This is a genomic window from Streptomyces sp. NBC_00370 (genome assembly GCF_036084755.1).
GTDB lineage: Bacteria > Actinomycetota > Actinomycetes > Streptomycetales > Streptomycetaceae > Streptomyces.
This window is the reverse complement of record NZ_CP107968.1, coordinates 3,444,467-3,463,123: the sequence shown is the minus strand read 5'-3', so window position 1 is coordinate 3,463,123 and position 18,657 is coordinate 3,444,467. Positions and strand designations below refer to the sequence as shown.

Here is an 18,657-nt window from a genome sequence, read left to right as displayed (position 1 = left end):
TGTGGGTGTGGGTGGGAGAAAACCGATGAAGAAGACGGTGACGACGCTTGCCGACGGCCGTGAGCTGATCTACTACGACCGTCGTGACGACGTCGTACGCGACGCGGTCGACCGCAGGCCGCTCGGCCCGATCGCCACCACGTCCGAGATCCGCAGCGACTCGCTGCTCGGCGACGCGGTCGCCATCGCCTCGCACCGACAGGCGCGCACGTACCACCCGCCCGCCGACGAGTGCCCGCTGTGCCCCTCGCGGGACGGCAGACTCAGCGAGATCCCGGACGCCGACTACGACGTCGTCGTCTTCGAGAACCGCTTCCCCTCCCTCGCCGGGGACTCCGGGCGCTGCGAGGTCGTCTGCTTCACCTCCGACCACGACGCGTCGTTCGCCGCCCTCGACGAGGAGCAGGCCGCGCTCGTGCTGGAGGCGTGGACCGACCGCACGGCGGAGCTGGCCGAGCTGGACCAGGTCGAGCAGGTCTTCCCGTTCGAGAACCGGGGCGCCGAGATCGGCGTCACGCTCGGCCATCCGCACGGGCAGATCTACGCGTACCCCTTCGTCACCCCGCGCACGGCCCTCATGATGCGCTCGGCGCGCGAACACCGCGAGACGACCGGGCGCAACCTCTTCGACGACGTCGTCGCGCGGGAGAGGCGTGAGGGCGTCCGGGTGGTGCTGGAGGGCGAGCACTGGGTGGCGTTCGTGCCGTACGCGGCGCACTGGCCGTACGAGGTGCACCTCTACCCCAAGCAGCGCGTGCCGGACCTGCGGGCGCTCGACGAGCCGGCCCGCGCCGAGTTCCCCCGGATGTATCTGGAGCTGCTGAAGCGTTTCGACCGGATCTTCGGCGAGGGCGAGCCGGCGACCCCGTACATCTCCGCCTGGCACCAGGCCCCGTTCCACGCGGCAGGGCGCGCCGACTTCGCCCTGCACCTGGAGCTTTTCACCATCCGCCGTACTTCCGGCAAGCTGAAGTTCCTCGCGGGCTCCGAATCCGGCATGAGTGTCTTCATCAACGACGTGCCGCCGGAGGCCGCGGCCGGGCGACTGCGAGAGGTAGCGAGCGAGTGAAGAACAAGTACCTGGTCACGGGCGGTGCGGGATATGTCGGCAGCGTGGTCGCCGCCCATCTGCTGGAGGCGGGGCACACGGTGACCGTCCTCGACGACCTGTCCACGGGATTCCGCGTCGCGGTCCCCGAGGGTGCCGAGTTCGTCGAGGGCCGGGTCCAGGACGCCGCCAAGTGGCTGGACTCGTCGTACGACGCGGTGCTGCACTTCGCCGCCTCCTCGCAGGTCGGCGAGTCCGTCGCCAAGCCCGAGAAGTACTGGGACAACAACGTCGGCGGCTCGATGGCACTGCTCGCTGCGATGCGCACCGCGGGGGTGCGCACGCTGGTCTTCTCCTCCACCGCCGCGACGTACGGCGAACCCGCCTCCGCCCTGCTGACGGAGAGCGACCCGACGGCGCCCACCAGCCCGTACGGTGCGACGAAGCTCGCCGTCGACCACATGATCAGCGGCGAGTGCGCCGCCCACGGCCTGGCCGCCGTCTCGCTGCGGTACTTCAACGTCGCCGGCGCGTACGGCAATTGCGGCGAGCGCCATGACCCGGAGTCGCATCTGATCCCGCTGGTGCTGCAAGTCGCCCTCGGCACACGGGAGTCGATCTCCGTCTTCGGCGAGGACTACCCGACGCCCGACGGCACCTGCGTACGGGACTACATCCATGTCGCCGACCTCGCCGACGCCCATCTGCGGGCGCTGGACGCCGCGGTGGCGGGCGAGCATCTGATCTGCAACCTCGGCAACGGCACCGGATTCTCGGTCCGCGAGGTCATCGAGACCGTGCGCAAGGTCACCGGCCACCCCGTGCCCGAGGTGGTCACCGGGCGCAGGGGCGGGGACCCCGCCGTCCTCGTCGCGTCGGCCGAGACCGCGCGCGGCCGGCTCGGCTGGGTCCCGAGCCGTACGGATCTGGCGGGCATCGTCGCGGACGCGTGGGCGTTCGCGCGTGAGCGCGCACAAGAGCGTGAGCAGGCACAGGAGAAGGAGAACCAGGGTGAGTGAAGCCGCCGCCGAGACGTTCCAGGAGCTGTACGGCGCCGCACCCGACGGCGTCTGGGCAGCGCCGGGCCGGGTCAATCTGATCGGTGAGTACACCGACTTCAACGACGGCTTCGTGATGCCGCTCGCCCTGCCGCACACCGCTGTCGCCGCGGTCTCCCGGCGGGACGACGGGATCCTGCGGCTGCACTCGGCCGACATCCCCCAGGGCGTCGTCCAGCTCGACGTAGCCGAGCTCGCGCCGCACCCCGACGCGGGCTGGTTCGCGTACCCGGCCGGTGTCGTCTGGGCGCTGCGGGAGGCCGGGCATCCGGTCACCGGCGCGGACATCCATCTCGCGTCGACCGTCCCGACCGGTGCGGGCCTCTCGTCCTCGGCGGCCCTGGAGGTCGTCACGGCGCTCGCCCTGAACGACCTGTTCGGGCTCGGCCTGAGCGCGTCGCGGCTCGCCGTCCTCGCGCAGCGCGCCGAGAACGACTTCGTCGGTGTGCCCTGCGGGATCATGGACCAGATGGCGTCGGCCTGCTGCGAGGACGGCAACGCGCTGTACCTCGACACCCGTGATCTCTCCCAGCGCCAGGTCCCGTTCGACCTGGCGGCGCACGGGCTGCGGCTGCTCGTCGTCGACACGCGCGTCAAGCACGCGCTCGGCGACGGCGCGTACGCCGAGCGGCGCGCGGGGTGCGAGGCGGGCGCGCGGGCGCTCGGCGTACCTGCCCTGCGCGACGTGCCGTACGCGGAGCTGCCGGCGGCGCTGGAGCGGCTGGCGGGGGAGAGCGAGAACGTACGCCGCTACGTACGCCACGTGGTGAGCGACGACCACCGCGTGGAGCAGGTCATCGCGCTCCTCGACGCGGGCGACATACGCGCGGTCGGCCCGGTCCTGGTGGCGGGGCACGACTCGCTCCGCGACGATCTGCGGGTGTCCTGCCCGGAGCTGGACCTGGTGGTCGCGGCGTCGACGGCGGCGGGCGCGCTCGGTGCCCGGATGACCGGCGGCGGGTTCGGCGGCTCGGCGGTCGTGCTGGTCGAGGAGGCCGAGGCGGACGCGGTGGCCAAGTCCGTCACCGAGGCTTTCGCCGTGGCCGGTCACACCGCGCCGCGCGTCTTCACCGCCGTACCGTCGAAGGGGGCGCACCGGGTGCGCTGAGCCCCCTCGTCGTGGCCGGGCGCCGTCAGCTGAGGGTCTTGACCAGGATGAACTCGGTGACGCCCGGCGGGTAGTCGGCGACCTGCCCCGCGATCTCGTACCCCTGCTTGCGGTAGAACCCGGGCGCCTGGAAGTCCCAGGTCTCCAGCCGGGAGCGGGCGCAGCCCCGCTCCCGCGCGAGCCGTTCCGCCTCGGCGAGCACGCGGCTGCCGAGGCGGGCGCCGCGGTACCTGTCGTCCACCCACAGCAGGTCCACATGGAGCCAGCGGGCCCAGGTGCGGCCGGTCAGGCCGCCGGCCAGCGCACCGGTCGACTCCTCCAGCAGCCAGACGTGCAGCGGCACTTCGTCGCCGAGCGGGCTGTCGCGCAGGGTGCGCAGGACGGGGGAGCGTTCGGTGTTCGTGTCCCGCAGACGCTCGCCCAGTGCCGTGCGCCGGTCCTTGTCGACTCCTGTCTCCAAACGAAACATGGGTCCCACCATAAACACCCAGGCCAATCAGTTCTGCAATTTACCTTCCGCTTGGGGCGCCCGGCCGTACGCTGATGCACAGCACCGGTGGGGGCCGGTGCTGATCAGGGGTGGAGACAGTCGGGCAACGACGCCCGGGGTGGGGTAGCGGTCATCACGCGGCGGCGGCCGTGCCATTGACGTATCACCCGCACACCGGGCGCGGTCCCCGCGGCGTCCACTCCCCGCCTTCAGGGGGTGTCCATTGGTACGTATCCGGGTTCTGGTGGTGGATGACCACCGTATTTTCGCCGAGTCGCTCGCCGCTGCCCTGGCAGCCGAGCCCGATGTGGACGTGGCGGCGGCGGGCAGTGCTCCTGCCGCGCTGCGGTGTCTGGATCGGGCGGCGGGCGAGGGCCGCAAGTTCGATGTGATGCTCGTCGACGCCGATCTGGGCATGGTGGCGGGACCGGTTCAGGTGCCGGTCGCGCGCGCTGTGCCCGACAACGGCGATCTGTCGCTGGTCGACGGCATCTCGCTGGTGGCGGGGGTCCGTTCGGGCCAGCCGTCCGTCCGTAGCGTCGTGCTCGCCGAACGGGACGACCAGCGCCGCGCGGCGCTGGCGCTCCAGGCGGGCGCCTCGGGCTGGGTCGCGAAGGACTGCTCGCTGCAACGGCTGCTGGCGGTGATACGGGGCGTCCTGCGGGACGAGACGCATCTGCCGCCCGCGCTGCTCACCGGCGTCCTGCGGGAGCTGACGGCGGCGCGCAAGCACCGTACGGAGAGCGAGCAGCTCGTCGAGTCGCTGACACCGCGCGAGCGCGAGGTACTGCGCTGCATGGTGGCCGGGCTCGGCCGCAAGGCCGTCGCCGAGCGGCTCTTCCTCTCCCCGCACACGGTCCGTACGCATATGCAGAACGTGCTCGGCAAGCTCGGCGTGCACTCCACGCTGGCCGCCGTCGCGCTCGCGCGCAGGGCCGGGGTAGGTCCCGCCGACCTAGCCGGGGATGTTGTCGAACGGGGCGGTCAACTGGCGTAGCAGACCGGCCAGCTCGCCGCGCTGCGCGCGGGACAGCTCGGCGAGGAGCGCGCGCTCCTGAGCCAGCAGCCCGGCGAGCGACTGGTCCGCCCGGTCCTGCCCTTCGACGGTGAGCCGTACCAGCACACCACGCCGGTCGGTCGGGTCCGGCAACCGCTCGACCAGGCCTTTCTTGGCCAGCCTGTCGATGCGGTTGGTCATCGTGCCCGAGGTGACCAGGGTCTGCGTCAGCAGCTGCCCTGGCGAGAGCTGGTACGGCGCACCGGCGCGCCGCAGCGAGGTCAGTACGTCGAACTCCCACGGCTCCAGGTTGTGCTCGGCGAAGGCGAGCCTGCGGGCGCGGTCGAGATGGCGGGCGAGCCTGCTCACCCTGCTCAGCACCTCGAGCGGTTCCACGTCGAGGTCAGGGCGCTCGCGGCGCCACGCAGCAACCAGACGGTCGACCTCATCCTCCATGGCGATCAGTGTAGAGGGTCCCTCGACATGAAGTCTCTTGACGTCAAGATACATCTGATGCAGAGTGGGCCATATCCGCCTTCCCGCCAGCTCCGAAGGGGCCCCGCCATGCCCGCCACGCCGATCTGGGACCCGAACCAGTACCTGCGGCACGCAGGACACCGCACCCGGCCGTTCCTGGACCTGCTCGGCAGAATCCCCGACCTCCCGGCCGGGAACGGCGGCGCGGGCGGCGTCGGCGGTGAGCCGCCCAGGATCGCCGACATCGGCTGCGGCGCCGGGAACGTCACCGCGCTCCTCGCCGACCGCTGGCCCACCGCCCGCATCACCGGCCTCGACAACTCCCAGGCGATGCTCGACCGGGCGCGGGTGGGGTACGAGGGCCCCACCCCGGGCGGCGGCCTCCTGGAGTTCAAGGCCGCCGACGCCGCGCGGTGGACGCCCGACGAGCCGTACGACCTGATCGTCTCCAACGCCGCCCTGCAATGGGTACCGGGCCACAGCGCCTCCTTCCCCGCCTGGATCCAAGGCCTGCGGCCCGGCGGCGTCCTCGCCTTCCAGGTCCCCGGCAACTTCACAGGCCCCAGCCACCGGCTGCTCGCCGACCTGTGCGACAGCCCCCGCTGGCGCCGCGTCCTCGGCGACCGGCCGCTGCGCGACACCGACATGGTCGACCCCGCCGACTACCTGGCCACCCTGACGGACCTCGGCTGCACGGCAGACGTCTGGGAGACGACGTACCTGCAGCTGCTGACCGGCGACGACCCCGTCCTCGACTGGGTCAAGGGCACGGCGCTGCGCCCCGTGCTCACGGCGCTCGGCGACGACGCGGCGGCGACGGCGGAATTCACCGCCCAGTACCGCGACCTGCTCCGCACGGCCTACCCCAGGGGCCCGCACGGCACGGTCTTCCCCTTCCGCCGGATCTTCGCCGTCGCCACGCGTACGGCCGCCTGATGCTGGCCGCCGTCGACCATGTGCAGCTCGCGGCCCCGGCCGGCTCCGAGGAGGCCCTGCGCGGCTACTACGCGGGCGTCCTCGGCATGACGGAGATCCCCAAACCGCCGCAGCTCGCGGCCCGGGGCGGCTGCTGGTTCCAGGCCGGGCCCGTCCAGCTCCACCTGGGGATCGAGCGGGATTTCCGCCCGGCGAAGAAGGCCCACCCCGGGCTGCGCGTCACCGGCATCGAGGAGTACGCCAGGCGCCTGGAGCGGCTGGGGGCGCCGGTGTCCTGGGACGGGGACCTCCCGGGCCACCGGCGCTTCTACTCCTTCGACCCGGTCGGCAACCGGCTCGAATTCCTGGAGCCGATCCCGAGCTGAGAGGCGGCCGAGCAGGCCAGGGCCGCCGCCGGTCAGCGGGGCGAGCAGCCGAGGCACCAGCAGGCGGCCGCGCCCGGCCTCCGTCCCTTCTCGGCCGACGAGCGCGAACGCCGCTCGGACGAGAAGAGACACAGGACCGGACGGGCCGCCCGGGGAACAGCGTGTGCGGTGCGGGTCAGAACTTGCGGTGGCCTATCAGCCGTGGCTTCGACTCCAGATTGCCCAGGCCGTGCCACGCCAGATTCACCAGATGCGCCGCGACCTCCGACTTCTGGGGGCTGCGGGCGTCCACCCACCACTGGCCCGTCAGGGCCACCATGCCCACCAGCGCCTGCGCGTACAGCGGCGCCAGCTTCGGGTCGAAGCCCCGGGCCTTGAACTCCAGGCCCAGGATGTCCTCGACCTGCGTGGCGATGTCGCTGATCAGCGACGCGAACGTGCCCGTGGACTGCGCCACGGGCGAGTCGCGGACCAGGATGCGGAAGCCGTCCGTGTACGTCTCGATGTAGTCGAGCAGGGCGAACGCGGCCTGCTCCAGCAGCTCCCTGGGGTGACCTGCGGTCAGCGCCGAGGTCACCATGTCCATGAGCTGGCGCATCTCACGGTCCACGACCACCGCGTACAGGCCCTCCTTGCCGCCGAAGTGCTCGTACACCACCGGCTTGGAGACACCCGCCTTCGCCGCGATCTCCTCGACCGACGTGGACTCGAAGCCCTTCTCGGCGAAGGCCGTACGACCGATGTCCAGCAGTTGCTCGCGGCGCTCGGCCCCCGTCATACGGACACGGCGAACGCGCCTTCCCCCGGAGGGACGGCTCCTGTCGGCACCACTCGTGCCGCCCGTGCCGCTCGTGCTGTTCGTGTCAGGGTCGATCGCCACGGTGCCCATCATGTCGCGTTGGAGGGTGCGCCAGTGCGCTTTGCGTTCAGCCGCGAGGCGCTCGGCCACCGCACATCATGGGCCCAGCCGAACTTCTCGAACCAGCGAATAAGCCGCGCGCTGGAGTCGATCTGGCCCTTCAGTACGCCGTGCCGGGCGCTGGTCGGGTCCGCGTGGTGCAGGTTGTGCCAGGACTCGCCACAAGAGAGGACCGCGAGCCACCACACATTGCCTGAGCGGTCGCGCGACTTGAACGGACGTTTACCCACGGCGTGACAGATCGAATTGATCGACCACGTCACGTGATGGAGCAACGCCACCCGCACCAGTGAACCCCAGAAGAACGCCGAGAACGCGCCCCACCAGGACATCGTCACCAAACCGCCGACCAGCGGCGGGATCGCCAGCGAGACGACCGTCCACAGCGCGAACTGCCGCGACACCCGCCGAATGGCGGAATCGGCGATCAGATCCGGCGCGTACTTCTGCTGCGGCGTCTGCTCCTCGTCGAAGAGCCACGCGATGTGCGCCCACCACAGCCCCTTCAGCAGGGCCGGCAGCGTGTCGCCGAACCGCCAGGGGGAGTGGGGGTCGCCCTCGGCGTCGGAGAACTTGTGATGCCTGCGGTGGTCCGCCACCCAGCGGACCAGCGGGCCCTCCACGGCCATGGAACCCGCCACGGCCAGGGCGATCCGGAGCGGACGGTTCGCCTTGAAGGAGCCATGGGTGAAATAGCGGTGGAAACCGATCGTGATGCCATGGCAGCCGATGAAGTACATCGCCACCATGAGGCCCAGGTCGAGCCAGCTCACACCGCCCCAGCCCCAGGCCAGCGGCACCGCCGCGACCAGGGCCACGAACGGCACGACGATGAAGAGGAGCAGAGCGATCTGCTCGACGGAACGTTTGTTGTCTCCGCCGAGCGTGGCGGAAGGGAGCGGAGCGCCGGTGGACGGCGGCGGATTCTGGGGAGAATCCTCGATCACGTCAGGGCTTGTTGTCATGGGGATCCCCTGGGGTGAGGAATACGGCAGATGCCCGGATACGGGTGCGTAACCTACGGCATCGTAAGTATGGCAGCGCAGTCCGCCGCGACAAGAGGCCTGTGGATAACGTCAGCCGAAGGGCACCTATCCTGGTGACGTCGGACAGCGCGGTCCGTACTCCAGTACCCCTTGAGACGTGCTCGAACACTGCAAGGAGCCGCACCTGTGAGCAGTGCCGACCAGACCACAACCGCCGGCGCGGAGCTGCGCTCCGACATCCGCCGGCTCGGCGACCTGTTGGGCGAGACCCTCGTAAGGCAAGAAGGCCCGGAACTCCTCGACCTCGTGGAGCGCGTCCGCGCGCTCACCCGCGAGGACGGGGAAGCAGCAGCCGAACTGCTCGGGGACACCGACCTGGAGACGGCGGCCAAGCTCGTCCGCGCCTTCTCCACCTACTTCCACCTCGCGAACGTGACCGAGCAGGTCCACCGGGGCCGCGAGATGCGGGAACGGCGCGCCGCGGAGGGCGGGCTGCTGGCCCGCACCGCCGACCGGCTCAAGGACGCCGACCCCGAGCACCTGCGCCAGACCGTGAAGAACCTCAACGTACGGCCCGTCTTCACGGCCCACCCCACCGAAGCGGCCCGCCGCTCCGTGCTCAACAAGCTCCGCCGCATCGGTGAACTCCTCGAAACGCCCGTGATCGCCGCCGACCGGCGCCGGCACGACCTGCGGCTCGCCGAGTCCATCGACCTGATCTGGCAGACCGACGAGCTGCGCGTCGTACGGCCCGAGCCCGCCGACGAGGCGCGCAACGCGATCTACTACCTCGACGAACTCCACATCGGCGCCGTCGGCGACGTGCTGGAGGACCTCACCGCCGAACTCGAACGCGTCGGCGTCGAACTGCCCCCGGGCACCCGCCCGCTGACCTTCGGCACCTGGATCGGCGGCGACCGTGACGGCAACCCGAACGTCACCCCCGAGGTCACCCGCGAAGTCCTGATCCTCCAGCACGAACACGGCATCACCGACGCACTCGAACTCATCGACTACCTGCGCGGACTGCTGTCCAACTCCATCCGCTACACCGGCGCGACCGACGAACTGCTCGACTCGCTCCAGAACGACCTCGTCCGGCTGCCCGACATCAGCCCCCGCTACAAGCGCCTCAACGCCGAGGAGCCCTACCGCCTCAAGGCGACCTGCATCCGGCAGAAGCTCCTCAACACCCGCGAGCGCCTCGCCAAGGGCACCCCGCACAAGCCCGGCTGCGACTACCTCGGCACCGCGGAGCTGCTGGAAGACCTCACCCTCATCCAGACGTCGCTGCGCGCCCACCGCGGCGGGCTCTTCGCCGACGGCCGGATGGACCGCACCATCCGCACGCTGGCCGCCTTCGGCCTGCAGCTCGCCACCATGGACGTACGGGAACACGCCGACGCCCACCACCACGCGCTCGGGCAGCTCTTCGACCGGCTCGGCGAGGAGTCCTGGCGCTACGCCGATATGCCGCGCGACTACCGGCAGAAGCTCCTCGCCAAGGAACTCCGCTCGCGCCGCCCGCTCGCCCCCACCCCCGCGCCCCTCGACGCGGCGGGCGAGAAGACCCTCGGCGTGTTCCACACCGTGCGCGAGGCGTTCGAGCGGTTCGGACCCGAAGTCATCGAGTCCTACATCATCTCGATGTGCCAGGGCGCCGACGACGTGTTCGCCGCCGCCGTCCTCGCCCGCGAGGCAGGCCTGCTCGACCTGCACGGCGGCTGGGCCAAGATCGGCATCGTGCCGCTCCTGGAGACCACCGACGAGCTGCGCGCCGCCGACGTCATCCTCGACGAGATGCTCGGCGACCCGTCGTACCGCAAGCTCGTCTCCCTCCGCGGCGACATGCAGGAAGTGATGCTCGGGTACTCCGACTCGTCGAAGTTCGGCGGCATCACCACCTCCCAGTGGGAGATCCACCGCGCCCAGCGCCGGCTGCGCGACGTCGCGCACCGGCACGGCGTACGGCTGCGGCTCTTCCACGGCCGCGGCGGCACCGTCGGCCGCGGCGGCGGCCCCTCGCACGACGCGATCCTCGCGCAGCCCTGGGGCACGCTGGAGGGCGAGATCAAGGTGACCGAGCAGGGCGAGGTCATCTCCGACAAGTACCTCATCCCCGCCCTCGCCAGGGAGAACCTGGAGCTGACCGTCGCTGCCACGCTCCAGGCGTCCGCGCTGCACACGGCGCCCCGCCAGTCCGACGAGGCGCTGGCCCGCTGGGACGCGGCCATGGACACCGTCTCCGACGCGGCGCACGCCGCGTACCGGGCGCTCGTCGAGGACCCCGACCTGCCGGCGTACTTCTTCGCCTCCACCCCCGTCGACCAGCTCGCCGACCTGCACCTCGGCTCCCGCCCCTCCAGGCGGCCCGACTCCGGCGCGGGACTCGACGGGCTGCGGGCCATCCCGTGGGTCTTCGGCTGGACCCAGTCACGGCAGATCGTGCCCGGCTGGTTCGGCGTCGGCGCGGGACTCAAGGCGCTGCGGGAGTCCGGACTCGACACCGTCCTCGACGAGATGTACGAGCAGTGGCACTTCTTCCGCAACTTCCTCTCCAACGTGGAGATGACGCTCGCCAAGACCGACCTGCGGATCGCCAGGCACTACGTCGACACGCTCGTCCCCGACGAGCTGAAGCACGTCTTCGGCGACATCGAGGCCGAGCACGAGCGGACCGTGCAGGAAGTCCTGCGGATCACCGGCGGGGCCAAGCTCCTCGACTCCAACCCGGTGCTCCAGCAGACGTTCGCGATCCGCGACGCCTACCTCGACCCGATCTCCTACCTCCAGGTGTCGCTGCTGGCCCGCCAGCGCGCCGCCGCGGCGCGGGAGGAAGCACCCGACCCGACCCTGGGCCGGGCGCTGCTGCTGACCGTCAACGGCGTCGCCGCCGGACTGCGCAACACCGGCTGACGCGCATCACCGCCTGACACGCGGACGGCGGCCACATCCGGGACGATGTGGCCGCCGTTTCGCATGTCGCACGTCGCACGTCGCATGTCGCCGGTCGCGTATCGCCGTTCGTGTGCCGCCGTTTCCGTATCCGTGTCCGGCACCCGCGTCACAGCGCCAGGAACGTACCGATCAGCAGCGCCGCCCCCGCGCCCGCCACCGTCCACGCCGTACGCGTCAGCCGCATCCCGCCGCCGATCACCAGCGACGCCAGCAGCAGCGCACCGCCCAGCGGCGCCCACGCGTACAGCACCCCGGCGAGACCGCCGCGCACCAGCTCACGCGTGTCCGGCTTCACGACGACGGGGAACTCCTCGCCCTTCTTGACCGCGACCGACTTCTCGATCGTCATCCCGGCCCGCGGCCCGCCCGCGCCGTTCGGGTCGTACGGCCCCGTACAGGTGTCGTCCTCGCAGCTCACCACCGTCAGCCTGCCGTGCTCACGGCCCTTCGCGAGCATCACATGCTGCGCGGAACCCCACGAGCCCCAGACACCGCCCACCAGCAGCAGCAGCGCGACAACAGCCATCGCGGCCATACGACCGAACGACAGGGCGGGGTGGGACGGGCTCGGCATGGCGCGATCTTTGGCCATGGATGAGCGCCCGGTCAAACCACGGGCGGGCTATGCGGGAGCTTGTCAGGAGTTGTACGCCGTCTGCGCCCGGTCGAGCCCGTCCGTCACCAGCGCCTCCACGGCGTCCGCCGCGCGGTCCACCAGAAAAGCCAGCTCCTTGCGCTCCACCGAGGAGAAGTCCTTCAGCACGAAATCAGCCACCTGCATCCGGCCCGGCGGCCGGCCGATCCCGAACCGCACCCGGTGGTAGTCGGGCCCCATCGACTTCGTCATCGACTTCAGACCGTTGTGCCCGTTGTCGCCGCCGCCCAGCTTCAGCCGCAGCGCACCGAAGTCGATGTCCAACTCGTCGTGGATCGCGACGACATGGTCGTTCTCGATCTTGTAGAAGTCCCGCAGCCCGGACACCGGACCGCCCGACAGGTTCATGAACGACATCGGCTTCGCCAGCACCACCCGGCGGCTCGACGGACCCGGCGGACCGACCCGCCCCTCGATCACCTGCGCCTGCGCCTTCGGCGCCCGCCGGTACGAACCACCGATCCGCTCCGCCAGCAGATCCGCGACCATGAACCCCACGTTGTGCCGGTTCGCCGCGTACTCGGGCCCCGGGTTACCCAGACCCACAATCAGCCAAGGGGCGTTGGCATCCGTCGTCATGCGCGCTCGAAACTCCTCGGATCACAGGGGGTGCAGAACGAAAAAACGGGGTGACGGGCGACAGCCCGCCACCCCGCAGGGCACAGCGTAGAACCGTGCCGCGGCCCGGATCAGGCCTCGGCGCCGGCTTCCTCGGTCTCGGCGGCGTCGTCCGCCGGCTCCTCCGCCTGCGCGGCCAGGATCTGGATGACCACCGCGTCCTCCGGCGTCACCAGCGTCGTACCCGAAGGCAGCGGAACGTCCTTCGCGTGGATCGAGGCACCGGCCTCAAGACCCTCGATGGACACCGTCACCGACGTCGGGATGTTGGTCGCCTCGGCCTCGACGGTCAGCGTGTTGAGGACGTTCTCCAGCAGGTTCGCACCCGGGGCCAGCTCACCCTCCGTGTGCACGGCCACCTCGACGGTGACCTTCTCGCCGCGCTTCACCGCGAGCAGGTCGACGTGCTCGATGAAGCCCTTGATCGGGTTACGCACGACAGCCTTGGGGATGACCAGCTCGTTGCGGCCGTCGATGTCCAGGCTGATCAGCGCGTTCGCCGTCTTCAGCGCCATCATCAGGTCGTGGCCCGGCAGCGTGACGTGGACGGTGTCGGCGCCGTGGCCGTAGATCACGGCCGGCACCTTGTTCGCACGGCGGGTACGGCGGGCGGCGCCCTTGCCGAACTCGGTACGGACCTCGGCGCTGAGCTTCAGTTCAGCCATGGCTGCACTCCTCGTAGATCAAAACAGGTGACAGAGAAAGACCGTCACCCGGCCACGACAGCCTGCTACGAAGAGCGCGTCGATAACGGACCGCCGCACATGAGTGCGGCCTCCCTCGCCGAGCAACTCCGTGAGTCTACCCGGCCGGGAGGCCGCCCAGAAATCGATCTTCGCTACGCCTGCTCCTCGAAGAGGCTGGTCACCGAGCCGTCCTCGAACACCTCACGCACCGCACGGCCGATCGTCGGCGCGATCGACAGCACCGTGATCTTGTCCAGATCCAGATTCCCCGGATCCGGCAGGGTGTTGGTGAAGACGAACTCACTCACCTTCGAGTTCTTCAGCCGGTCGGCGGCAGGACCCGACAGCACACCGTGCGTCGCCGTCACGATCACGTCCTCCGCGCCGTGCGCGAACAGCGCGTCGGCGGCGGCACAGATCGTCCCACCCGTGTCGATCATGTCGTCCACCAGGACACACACCCGGCCCTCGACATTGCCGACCACCTCATGGACCGTCACCTGGTTCGCGACGTCCTTGTCACGCCGCTTGTGCACGATCGCCAGCGGCGCGCCCAGCCGGTCGCACCAGCGGTCCGCGACCCTGACCCGGCCCGCGTCCGGCGAGACCACCGTCAGCTTGGCCCGGTCCACCTTGCCCGCCACGTAGTCCGCCAGCACCGGCAGCGCGAACAGATGATCCACGGGACCGTCGAAGAAGCCCTGGATCTGATCCGTATGCAGATCGACCGTGAGGATCCGGTCCGCACCCGCCGTCTTCATCAGATCCGCCACCAGCCGGGCCGAAATCGGCTCCCTGCCACGGTGCTTCTTGTCCTGACGGGCGTACCCGTAGAACGGGACGATCACCGTGATGCTCCTGGCCGACGCCCGCTTCAACGCGTCGATCATGATCAACTGCTCCATGACCCACTTGTTGATCGGAGCGGTATGGCTCTGGATCAGAAAACAATCCGCGCCACGCGCCGACTCCTGATACCGCACATAGATCTCACCGTTGGCGAAATCGAACGCCTTCGTCGGCACAATCCCGACACCCAGTCTTTGGGCGACCTCCTCCGCCAGCTCGGGGTGGGCGCGGCCGGAGAAGAACATCAACTTCTTCTCGCCGGTCGTCTTGATCCCGGTCACAGCACAGTCTCCTCAGACGTGTTGAATGCCGCTCCACCCGCACACACCTGCGCGGTTGCGTGCGAGCCGGCTGAATCGTGCAGATATCACGGTACGCCGAGAACGACGCACCTGTTTCCGGTCAGCTCTCCTCGTCGGCGCCTCCGAGCGCCACCTCGGCGGCCTGCGCGGCGGCACTTCCCGGCCGCTTCCTGGCCACCCAACCCTCGATATTCCGCTGCTGGCCCCGGGCCACGGCCAACGCGCCGTGCGGCACGTCCTTCGTGATGACCGAGCCGGCGGCGGTGTAGACACCGTCCCCGACCGTGACAGGCGCCACAAACATATTGTCCGAACCCGTACGGCAATGAGAACCGATGGTCGTGTGGTGCTTGTTCACGCCGTCGTAGTTCACGAAAACGCTCGCGGCGCCGATGTTCGTCCCCTCGCCGATCGTCGCGTCCCCCACGTACGACAGATGCGGCACCTTCGTCCCCTCGCCGATCGTCGCGTTCTTCATCTCCACATACGTGCCTGCCTTCGACCGCACCCCCAGCCGCGTCCCCGGCCGCAGATACGCGAACGGCCCCACCGACGCCTCGGCGCCGACCTCCGCACCGTCCGCGACCGTGTTGTCCACCCGGGCACCCGCCCCCACCGACGTGTCCTTCAACCGCGAGTTCGGCCCCACCTCGCACCCCTCCGCCAGATGCGTCGACCCCAGCAGCTGCGTCCCCGGATGCACCACCGTGTCCTGCTCGAACGTCACCGACACATCCACCAGCACCGACGCCGGATCCACCACCGTCACACCCGCCAGCATCGCCCGCTCCAACAACCGCGCGTTCAGCAGGCGGCGCGCCTCAGCCAGCTGCACACGGTTGTTGATCCCGACGATCTCCCGATGATCCGCAGCCACCGAAGCACCCACCCGGTGCCCCGACTCCCGCAGGATCGCCAGGACATCCGTCAGATACTCCTCACCCTGACTGTTGTCCGTCCGCACCTTCCCCAGCGCGTCCGCCAGCAACTGCCCGTCGAACGCGAACACCCCCGAATTGATCTCCCGCACCGCGCGCTGCGCCTCGTCCGCGTCCTTGTGCTCGACGATGCCGGTCACCGCGCCACTCACCGCGTCCCGGACGATCCGCCCGTACCCCGTCGCGTCCGGCACCTCGGCGGACAGGACCGTCGCCGCGTTCCCGTCGGCGTCGTGCACGCCCACGAGCGCGGCGAGCGTCTCGCCGGACAGCAGCGGGGTGTCGCCGCAGACGACGACGACGGTGCCACCGGGCGTACCTCCCAGCTCCCGCAGCGCGGTACGGACGGCATGCCCGGTGCCGTTCTGCTCGGCCTGGAACGCGGTACGCACCCCGTCGTAACGATCGGCGAGATGCCCCTCGACCTCGTCACGGGCATGGCCGACGACCACGACAAGCTGCTCGGGATCGAGCTCACGGGCGGCGGAAACGACATGTCCGACGAGCGAGCGCCCGCAGATCTCATGCAGAACCTTGGGAGTCCGCGACTTCATACGGGTACCGGCACCCGCTGCGAGGACGACGACGGCTGCCGGGCGGTTGGCGCTCACGGATGGGCCCTTCGGCTTACGGGTGATGGACAACCGAAGAATACCGGGGTGTTTCGGACCGGGAACGAGGCCGGGCCCCGACCGGAGAGGTCGGGGCCCGCATCAAGCTGCTCCCGGGGAAGGAATCGAACCCTCATTCAATGGACCAAAACCATTTGTCCTGCCTTTAGACGACCCGGGATGGTGTGTCGCCTATGCCCGTTTCGCCGGTTTCCGCGAAAGTGCAGCTCCTACTATGCCGTACCACCAGCCCTCCACGCGACGATACAAGTCAGCGCTCCTCAGCACCCTGACGCTGAGGCAGCCGTTGTAGCCCTCGCCCATGTTCTTGCGATTGGTCTTCGGGTTGTGCCTCTTGATCGTGGTCTTGCCGAACCGGGTCACGTCGATGCCCACCACCTCGGCCCAGAACCGCTCGGAGGTCGGAACATCGGCCGTCTCGTGGATGTGGACATGGAATCGCAGGGAGTCTCTGGGCACCTCCAACAGGTCGAGCCAGCCGAGAAAGATCTCGATCATGTGGCGGTCGCTGTTGATGAAGGTGATGCGCTCCTGGCGGCGATGGGGTTTGGACTTGGCTCCCTCGGCCCAGTACAGCCCCACCCCGATCAAGAACAGCTCGCGGTCCGACAGCGCCCCCACCTCCTCGGCCGCCAGCCGCTTCGTCTCCTGGCGCTCCTCCTCCCGTCGTTCCAGCGTCCGCTCCCACCCCCGCCTGGCAATCGCCGACGCTTCCTCCCTCGTGCGCTTCGGCGGTTTCGGGAGGTCGCGTACCCAGCGGGAGATGGAGCCTTTCGAGCAGCCCAGCTCCAGCTGTATCTGGTCGTAGGTCAGGCCCTGGAGGCGTAGCTCCCGTGCCTGGGCGCGGAGGTCGTCCTTGGCCCGGGGGCGTCTGGTCCACTCCGGTGGGGGTTCGCCTTCGAGGAGGCGGTTGAGGATGTCGTTGTTGTCGACGAACAGCGTGTCGCGGATTTGCCGGCGGCTGAGGCCTTGTCGGCGCAGGGCGACGGCTCGGGCGCGCAGGCCTTCGAAGTCGGCGTATTTGCTGGTGATTTCCGTCATGTCGGGGATCATCGGCCGGAATGGGGGCGTCCAGCTCGAATGTGCGGTCGATTCGCCTGTTTGAGTGGACTCTGCAGCAATCTTTTGCGTCCCGGAGTGCGTTACGTGCTGTCACGGTCGCCGGAAAATGACTCGCGTGCGCCCTTAGTCTGGGAGACATGACCACAACGGGGGCACATCAGGACGCCGGGGGCCCGACCGCCCGTGGCTACTGGTGGTGGGAGAGGCGGCGCGGCGTCGCGCTCGATGTGGGGCTGGCCGTGGTGTCGGCTCTGGAGTGCGCGCTGGAGGGTGTGCGGTTCGCGGGGAGTACGGCGTTGCCCGCGCCGGTGGGGGTGATCTTCGGGCTGTTGGCGGGGGCGACGCTGTTGTTGCGGCGGCCGTGGCCGTTCGCGGTGGTGCTGGTGTCGATCGCTGTCACGCCGGCCGAGATGGGCTTCCTGATGGGGATCGTGGGGCTCTACACGCTCGCCGCTTCGGAGATGCCGCGCCGGATCACGGGTGCGCTGGCGGGGATGTCGCTGGTGGCGACGTTCATCGTGACGTTCGTGCGGACGCGGCAGAACGTGTCGACGGCGAGCTTCGATTCGTACGAGTGGTACGTGCCGACGGTGGCGGTGCTGATGTCGGTGGGGCTGACGGCTCCGCCGGTGTTGTTCGGGCTGTATGTGGGGGCGCGGCGGCGGCTGATGGAGAGCTTGCGGGAGCGTGCGGACAGTCTGGAGCAGGAGTTGTCGCTGCTGGCCGACCGGGCCGAGCAGCGGGCGGAGTGGGCGCGTACGGAGGAGCGGACGCGGATCGCCCGGGAGATGCATGACGTGGTGGCGCACCGGGTGAGTCTGATGGTGGTGCACGCGGCGGCGTTGCAGGCGGTGGCGTTGAAGGATCCGCCGAAGGCGGTGAAGAACGCGGCGCTGGTGGGGGACATGGGCCGGCAGGCGCTGACGGAGCTGCGGGAGATGCTGGGGGTTCTGCGTACGGGGGAGCAGGTGGCCGCGCGTAAGGCGGCGGACGCTTCGGCGCCTGTGCAGGTGGTGGTGCCGCTGGCGGCGGTGGGGATGGCGGCTGCGGCTGCGGCGGCTGCCGCGGCGGAGGACGGTCCTGGGATGGCGGACATCGAGGCGCTGGTGGGGCAGTCGCGGGACGCGGGGATGGTGGTGGAGCTGTCGGTGCAGGGGGATTCGCGGGAGTACGCGCCGGTGGTGGAGCAGACGGCGTACCGGGTGGTGCAGGAGGCGTTGACGAATGTGCACAAGCACGCGGCGGGCTCGAAGGTGATGGTGCGGTTGGCGCACCGGGGTGAGGAGGTCGCGATGCAGGTGGAGAACGGGCCTTCGGACGCGGGTGTGGCGGACGCGGGGCTGCCGAGCGGCGGTAACGGTCTGGTGGGGATGCGGGAGCGGGTCATGGCGCTGGGCGGGGTGTTCGTGTCGGGGGAGACGGACGCGGGCGGGTTCCGGGTGTCGGCGGTGCTGCCGCACCGGCTGTCGGCGTAGCCGGTCGGCGGCGGTCTCTCGGGGCTGGGGCCTTCGGAGCGTCCCTTCGCGCGGGGCGGTAGGACGGCCCGTACGCCGGCCTGCGGCAGTCTGCCCGG

Annotated in this window: 18 protein-coding genes and 1 tRNA gene; 8 read left to right on the top strand and 11 right to left on the bottom strand. The window is 70.0% G+C overall.

The features are described 5' to 3' along the window. Positions 1-25 precede the first annotated feature (25 nt). From galT to galK, 3 genes are read left to right on the top strand one after another with little or no spacing between them, the layout of a single operon-like run. Complete coding sequence (gene galT / locus OHS57_RS15320) at positions 26-1,069, top strand: galactose-1-phosphate uridylyltransferase (RefSeq protein WP_041988882.1); 1,044 nt, start codon at positions 26-28, stop codon at positions 1,067-1,069. Then, entirely contained in the window at positions 1,066-2,067 is a 1,002-nt protein-coding gene (gene galE, locus OHS57_RS15315; RefSeq protein WP_041988884.1) for a UDP-glucose 4-epimerase GalE, read from the top strand. The genes galT and galE overlap by 4 nt, the downstream gene beginning before the upstream one ends. After that, positions 2,060-3,214 (top strand): galactokinase, encoded by a 1,155-nt coding sequence (gene galK / locus OHS57_RS15310; RefSeq protein WP_328582289.1) that lies wholly within the window; start codon positions 2,060-2,062, stop codon positions 3,212-3,214. Before galE ends, galK begins: the two co-directional genes overlap by 8 nt. 25 nt (positions 3,215-3,239) lie before the next feature. Here galK and OHS57_RS15305 read toward each other — a convergent pair whose 3' ends face one another. Next, on the bottom strand, positions 3,240-3,683 hold the full coding sequence (locus OHS57_RS15305) for a GNAT family N-acetyltransferase (protein ID WP_328582288.1): 444 nt from the start codon (positions 3,681-3,683) through the stop codon (positions 3,240-3,242). Positions 3,684-3,927: 244 nt separating this feature from the next. On the opposite strand from OHS57_RS15305, the gene OHS57_RS15300 reads away from it, so the two are divergent. Then, on the top strand, positions 3,928-4,701 hold the full coding sequence (locus tag OHS57_RS15300) for a response regulator transcription factor (protein ID WP_041988888.1): 774 nt from the start codon (positions 3,928-3,930) through the stop codon (positions 4,699-4,701). Here OHS57_RS15300 and OHS57_RS15295 read toward each other — a convergent pair. Then, a complete protein-coding gene (locus OHS57_RS15295; protein ID WP_328582287.1) occupies positions 4,660-5,157 on the bottom strand; it encodes a MarR family winged helix-turn-helix transcriptional regulator in 498 nt (165 codons plus the stop codon). The two genes, OHS57_RS15300 and OHS57_RS15295, sit on opposite strands and share 42 nt — an antisense overlap. Before the next feature lie 108 nt (positions 5,158-5,265). Here OHS57_RS15295 and OHS57_RS15290 point away from each other — a divergent pair, with 108 nt between their 5' ends. Both OHS57_RS15290 and OHS57_RS15285 read left to right on the top strand, forming a co-directional pair. Beyond that, positions 5,266-6,114 (top strand): trans-aconitate 2-methyltransferase, encoded by an 849-nt coding sequence (locus OHS57_RS15290; RefSeq protein ID WP_328582286.1) that lies wholly within the window; start codon positions 5,266-5,268, stop codon positions 6,112-6,114. After that, positions 6,114-6,479, top strand: coding sequence for a VOC family protein (locus tag OHS57_RS15285; protein ID WP_041988894.1), 366 nt, complete (start codon positions 6,114-6,116; stop codon positions 6,477-6,479). The genes OHS57_RS15290 and OHS57_RS15285 overlap by 1 nt, the downstream gene beginning before the upstream one ends. 175 nt (positions 6,480-6,654) lie before the next feature. Here the strand turns inward: OHS57_RS15285 and OHS57_RS15280 are convergent, their stop codons facing one another. After that, positions 6,655-7,371, bottom strand: a complete 717-nt coding sequence (locus tag OHS57_RS15280; RefSeq protein WP_078863931.1) for a TetR family transcriptional regulator — start codon at positions 7,369-7,371, stop codon at positions 6,655-6,657. Then, positions 7,368-8,363: an acyl-CoA desaturase gene (locus tag OHS57_RS15275; RefSeq protein ID WP_041988896.1), complete on the bottom strand. Its 996-nt coding sequence runs from the start codon at positions 8,361-8,363 to the stop codon at positions 7,368-7,370. Before OHS57_RS15275 ends, OHS57_RS15280 begins: the two co-directional genes overlap by 4 nt. Positions 8,364-8,570: 207 nt before the next feature. Between OHS57_RS15275 and ppc the strand changes: the two genes are divergently transcribed. Continuing rightward, positions 8,571-11,300, top strand: coding sequence for a phosphoenolpyruvate carboxylase (gene ppc / locus OHS57_RS15270; protein ID WP_041988897.1), 2,730 nt, complete (start codon positions 8,571-8,573; stop codon positions 11,298-11,300). Between the two features lie 148 nt (positions 11,301-11,448). Here ppc and OHS57_RS15265 read toward each other — a convergent pair whose 3' ends face one another. The 7 genes from OHS57_RS15265 to OHS57_RS15235 all read right to left on the bottom strand — a co-directional run bounded on the left by OHS57_RS15265 (position 11,449) and on the right by OHS57_RS15235 (position 17,063). Continuing rightward, a complete protein-coding gene (locus OHS57_RS15265; RefSeq protein ID WP_328582285.1) occupies positions 11,449-11,916 on the bottom strand; it encodes a hypothetical protein in 468 nt (155 codons plus the stop codon). A gap of 63 nt (positions 11,917-11,979) precedes the next feature. After that, positions 11,980-12,576, bottom strand: a complete 597-nt coding sequence (gene pth / locus OHS57_RS15260) for an aminoacyl-tRNA hydrolase (RefSeq protein WP_041988899.1) — start codon at positions 12,574-12,576, stop codon at positions 11,980-11,982. Positions 12,577-12,686: 110 nt separating this feature from the next. Further along, complete coding sequence (locus OHS57_RS15255) at positions 12,687-13,280, bottom strand: 50S ribosomal protein L25/general stress protein Ctc (protein WP_041988901.1); 594 nt, start codon at positions 13,278-13,280, stop codon at positions 12,687-12,689. 173 nt (positions 13,281-13,453) lie between these two features. Then, positions 13,454-14,431, bottom strand: a complete 978-nt coding sequence (locus tag OHS57_RS15250) for a ribose-phosphate diphosphokinase (RefSeq protein WP_041988903.1) — start codon at positions 14,429-14,431, stop codon at positions 13,454-13,456. Between the two features lie 121 nt (positions 14,432-14,552). Next, positions 14,553-16,001 (bottom strand): bifunctional UDP-N-acetylglucosamine diphosphorylase/glucosamine-1-phosphate N-acetyltransferase GlmU, encoded by a 1,449-nt coding sequence (glmU, locus tag OHS57_RS15245; RefSeq protein ID WP_041988905.1) that lies wholly within the window; start codon positions 15,999-16,001, stop codon positions 14,553-14,555. Between the two features lie 110 nt (positions 16,002-16,111). Next, positions 16,112-16,182 (bottom strand) — tRNA-Gln (locus OHS57_RS15240). Positions 16,183-16,193: 11 nt separating this feature from the next. Next, positions 16,194-17,063: a hypothetical protein gene (locus OHS57_RS15235; RefSeq protein WP_328582284.1), complete on the bottom strand. Its 870-nt coding sequence runs from the start codon at positions 17,061-17,063 to the stop codon at positions 16,194-16,196. A 158-nt stretch (positions 17,064-17,221) separates the two neighbouring features. Here OHS57_RS15235 and OHS57_RS15230 point away from each other — a divergent pair, with 158 nt between their 5' ends. After that, positions 17,222-18,559, top strand: coding sequence for a sensor histidine kinase (locus OHS57_RS15230; RefSeq protein ID WP_041988906.1), 1,338 nt, complete (start codon positions 17,222-17,224; stop codon positions 18,557-18,559). Positions 18,560-18,657: the final 98 nt, after the last annotated feature.

Excerpts from the sequence above, each read along its gene's own strand:
- OHS57_RS15290 (WP_328582286.1), top strand. The coding sequence starts at position 5,266 with ATGCCCGCCACGCCGATCTGGGACCCGAACCAGTACCTGCGGCACGCA.
- galT (WP_041988882.1), top strand. The coding sequence starts at position 26 with ATGAAGAAGACGGTGACGACGCTTGCCGACGGCCGTGAGCTGATCTAC.
- OHS57_RS15280 (WP_078863931.1), bottom strand. The coding sequence starts at position 7,371 with ATGATGGGCACCGTGGCGATCGACCCTGACACGAACAGCACGAGCGGC.
- OHS57_RS15235 (WP_328582284.1), bottom strand. The coding sequence starts at position 17,063 with ATGACGGAAATCACCAGCAAATACGCCGACTTCGAAGGCCTGCGCGCC.
- OHS57_RS15295 (WP_328582287.1), bottom strand. The coding sequence starts at position 5,157 with ATGGAGGATGAGGTCGACCGTCTGGTTGCTGCGTGGCGCCGCGAGCGC.
- OHS57_RS15265 (WP_328582285.1), bottom strand. The coding sequence starts at position 11,916 with ATGCCGAGCCCGTCCCACCCCGCCCTGTCGTTCGGTCGTATGGCCGCG.
- OHS57_RS15305 (WP_328582288.1), bottom strand. The coding sequence starts at position 3,683 with ATGTTTCGTTTGGAGACAGGAGTCGACAAGGACCGGCGCACGGCACTG.
- pth (WP_041988899.1), bottom strand. The coding sequence starts at position 12,576 with ATGACGACGGATGCCAACGCCCCTTGGCTGATTGTGGGTCTGGGTAAC.
- OHS57_RS15275 (WP_041988896.1), bottom strand. The coding sequence starts at position 8,363 with ATGACAACAAGCCCTGACGTGATCGAGGATTCTCCCCAGAATCCGCCG.
- OHS57_RS15285 (WP_041988894.1), top strand. The coding sequence starts at position 6,114 with ATGCTGGCCGCCGTCGACCATGTGCAGCTCGCGGCCCCGGCCGGCTCC.
- OHS57_RS15255 (WP_041988901.1), bottom strand. The coding sequence starts at position 13,280 with ATGGCTGAACTGAAGCTCAGCGCCGAGGTCCGTACCGAGTTCGGCAAG.
- OHS57_RS15230 (WP_041988906.1), top strand. The coding sequence starts at position 17,222 with ATGACCACAACGGGGGCACATCAGGACGCCGGGGGCCCGACCGCCCGT.